The 3,764-nt window shown below is 69.3% G+C and carries 2 protein-coding genes and 1 pseudogene; all 3 read right to left on the reverse strand.

The genetic code is table 11. From position 1 onward, the window contains the following. Window positions 1-616 (reverse strand): annotated as a pseudogene (locus tag V7E05_RS13930) (hypothetical protein); the annotation flags it as partial. A 4-nt stretch (window positions 617-620) separates the two neighbouring features. Continuing rightward, window positions 621-2,114: an SCO6880 family protein gene (locus V7E05_RS13935; protein ID WP_333620231.1), complete on the reverse strand. Its 1,494-nt coding sequence runs from the start codon at window positions 2,112-2,114 to the stop codon at window positions 621-623. Then, window positions 2,111-3,499, reverse strand: coding sequence for a hypothetical protein (locus V7E05_RS13940; protein ID WP_333620232.1), 1,389 nt, complete (start codon window positions 3,497-3,499; stop codon window positions 2,111-2,113). Before V7E05_RS13940 ends, V7E05_RS13935 begins: the two co-directional genes overlap by 4 nt. Window positions 3,500-3,764 lie beyond the last annotated feature (265 nt).

A 3,764-nucleotide genomic window follows, 5' to 3' on the forward strand; every position in this document is an offset into this window, starting at 1 on the left:
GGCCGTACCCGACCGTCGCGACCTGCCCGCCGAACAGCTCACACTGGCGGCGGTAGTCCGGCTTCGGATCACCGAGCACAAGTGTGGTGACCTTCTGCGCCACCGAGCCGGTCACCATCTTGCGCACCATCGACGACTTGCCGAAACCGTTGAGCGCGATCACCAGCGTGATCGGGGCGGTGATGAACCCGCCGCGTACCATCCAGTTCGTCGCGTCGTAACACACCGGCATTCCGGTGTGCAGGTGCGAGCCCAGCGGTGGTCCGACGATCGGGGCGCCCGACCCGACCGTCCATGGGAACAGCCCCGGAACCTGCGCGGTCGTGCCGCGCGCTTCGGGGAACAGCCCGCCCACACCGGCGCGGCCCGAGCCAGGCCCCTCGAGGCCCCGCTCGGACTCCTTGTATGCCTTCCGCCAAGGCTCCGAGGCCTCCACAGGAACGACGACGTCGCTTTCCGAGGAGCCGTCGGCGCCGAGGCCGAGGTTCTGGCGGGTCTTTTCGTCGAGCGCGAGGCGCATGCGCCACCACGGCGCGAGCGGGTGCAGCCGCCCATCGACGAGCTTCTGGCGCAGATCCGCCCGCTCGGCGTCGGTCAATACCGCTGCGTTCGCCATGACCTCACGCCCCCATCAGCTTCGGCACCGAGGCGTGATCGGGCAGCAGCACCCCGACGCCCAGGCCCGCGGCGAACCCGAGATCCTGGTAGTAGTCCGCGCGGCGCACCTTGAGCCGGGACTGCACCGACAGCGCCCGCAGCAGCCCCTCGGCGCGCGGCAGGTCGCCGTTCTCGGCGTCCTCGGTGACCGTCATGAGCATCCCGAACCGAGTGAGGCCGTGGCCGCGCGCCTCTTCCTGCCGCGCCTGCTCGGTCGCCGACAGCCGCAGCTTCGCCTGAGCCTTCGTCAACGCCGGTGCGCGGCCGGTATCGACCGCAGCGTGGGCGTTCTTATAGTCCTGCTCCACCAACTGCGCCGCCGTCTCCGCCGAGTGCGGCCGGTACACGATGTTCACCCGCTTACGCGCCGAGCCGCCGTTCGGGGCGACCAGATTGCGGAGCACCTGCTCGGTCACCGCGCCGCGCGGCGGAGTCTGCATCTCCCACACCGAGCTCGTCGCCCCGTCATGCTCGTAGCGGCGACGGTGCGCCACCGCCGACGCCGGACCGGCGTCCTCCCACTCCACGCCGTGACTGCCCTCGGCGCGGCGACCGAACTCGAGGTTGGCCTGAGCCGACGGGGTATAGGCGCGGTGCACGAACTCGACGACCTCGTCGATGCGCATGGGGCGCACGCGGATACCGGCCAGGCCGAGCTGCGGAGTCATCGCCATCAACCGGCGCGAGACCTCATAGGACTGTTCCTGCGCCGACTTGCGGCGCTCGTTCGTCGTCGCAGTGAACGACAGCGCCAGCCGAAGATCCATCGCCACGCGCTGCGTGCCGAGCTGCTCGGCCGACTCGACCATGATGTCCTGCGCCAGCGGCGGCGCCTCACCCTTGACCAGCGTCCGCACTTCCTGGTTGAGGGGAATGCCGGTGGCCGGGAGGTTCTCGATCACCGCTTCGGCGCCGGCGACATCGCCGTCCTGGCCGAAGCTCGACAGCGTCGCGCCCCAGTGCCACACCATCGAGTCGATGCGATCCTGATCCACGCCCTCCCCGCCCTGCGCGAACGCGCGCAGGATGACGGTGTACTGGTTCTGGCGAGGGAAATGGATCATCGCGAACTTCTGTCCGCCCGCGGTCTCCCACTCGCTGATTTTCGTTCCTCCCAGCGGCCCGGGCAGCCGGTAACGGCCACCAGGTACCCGCGAGAATGGTCCGGATCGAAACACGTTCTCTCCCTTTCGTTGTGCTCGTTTGAACTGTCGGCGCAGCAACATCGCCTCGTATCCGGAGCGGCCCGCGCGGGCCCGCAGAAGCGGGATCATGATGATCACGCTCACCGCGACCGTGACCGCGCCGGCCCACCAGGTGACGAACATGCCCGCTAGGAGGGAAATGACGATGAGCGCCAAACCCACCAGCGTCGTGCCGACCGTTGCCCCGCCGATGCCGGTCGAGCGCGGGATCGTCCAATTGCCGTAAGCCTTGGGGCCGTTGTCGCTGCTCATTGCTCAATCGCTCCTGGTGCCTCGTTGACCGAATCCAGACTCGCGGCCCGGTCGACCACCCCTTCGGCCTCATTCCCGGCCGCTTGAACCGCCGAGGCGAGCTGCTCGCCGCCACCGCCGCCGAGCCCGGACTTGCCGCCCGAGCCCGAACCACCCGATCCGGACTGGCCATCGGTGCCGCCGGGCCCGCCCGAGGGCGAGCCCGCACCGCCGCCGTCGCCACCGGCACCTTGGCCTCCTTGCGCGCCACTCGGACCGCCCGAGGGCGAGCCCGCACCGCCGCCACCGGAGGCGCCCTCCGGGCCCGCGCCAGGCATCCTCGCCGTGTCACCGCCGCTCGTGCCAGGGCCCTGACCCTGGGAGGTCGGGGCGTGCTGTCCCTGCGCGGAAAAGCCGCCGCCGGTCACCGACTGCCCGCCCACACCCGAGGCTGCGGTACCGCCAGCCGCGCCCCCGGCCGCTCCCGAGGCGCCGCCCGTCGCCGCCATAGCTCCGGCCTGCACCGCCGCGCCGGCGACCATGCCGCCGGCTGCGACACCCGACATCGCGCCACCCACCGCCGTCGCCGCGGGGGCGACGAGCTTGATCAGGGACGGCAGCACAACGGCGACCATGATCAGCGCCGCGATCGACAAGAACACCTGCATCGGGTCTTCGGCATCGTTGCCCGCCCAAAATGCCACCGCATACAGCAGCGACCCGACCGGCTTGTAGAGAAGGAACGCCAGCGTCCACTTGATGAGCCGGTCATAGGTCGAGGTGCCGGCCTGCATCCCCGACGCGGCTGCGGCGATCGGCAGTGCCGCCGTCGCGAACAGCATGAGGATCTCGCGCACGATGACGAACACGACTTGCAGCAGACCGCCGAGGATCCCGAGAATCGCGATGAGCAGCACCAGCAGCCCGGCTTGCTGGTTCAACGCTCCGGTGGCGATGAGCGCCTTCACCGCCTCCGGTCCATCAGGGCCAGCCGATTCGGAAATGATCCACTTGGAGAACTCATCCCCCGCGGTTGCGGCGGTCGCGATGAATGCCGCGAGCGCCGAGTTTGCCACCACCACCCGCAGGTGCATTTGGAACAGTTCTTCGCCGCCGTGGCCACGTGTGCGTTCATTCGCGAGCCGGATGGCGGAGAACGCGATGGACGCGACGAGCGCGAACCACATGAGATCGGTGGTGTGGGAGGTGACCTTCTGCCCGAGCTCGGCGGAATTGAACGCGTCGGTGGGGATCTTCGTCCAGAACGTGATCGCCCACACGAACGCTGTGGCCATGCCCGACAACCCGGACTCGACGATCTTCCCGAACGCCCCCTCGGCGACACTCGAGGCCGCGTCACCCAGAACGGCCTTCCCGGCCGCGGCGCCGGCCCCGTCGGTGCCCATATTGCAAAGGGCCCCGCCGATAGGGTTAATAGTTCCTCCCGCCGTGCAGGCGGTTTTCTTCGCCAAGTCGACCGCGAAATTTCCGCCGCCGTCATCTTTTTTCTCTTCCGCCTCGGCCCCTGATGTTGGCGTGGCGCTCTCGCTGGCGTCTGCGCCGGACGTAGGCGCGGACGGCGCCGAGCTGGGCGCCTCGCTCGCGTCCTGGGCTTGTGCGGTCGGAGCTCCCAAAACGAGCAAAAGCGCCGCAAGTAGCCCGACCAGGATT

Origin of the sequence: Dietzia sp. (genome assembly GCF_036741115.1) — a bacterium.
GTDB lineage: Bacteria > Actinomycetota > Actinomycetes > Mycobacteriales > Mycobacteriaceae > Dietzia.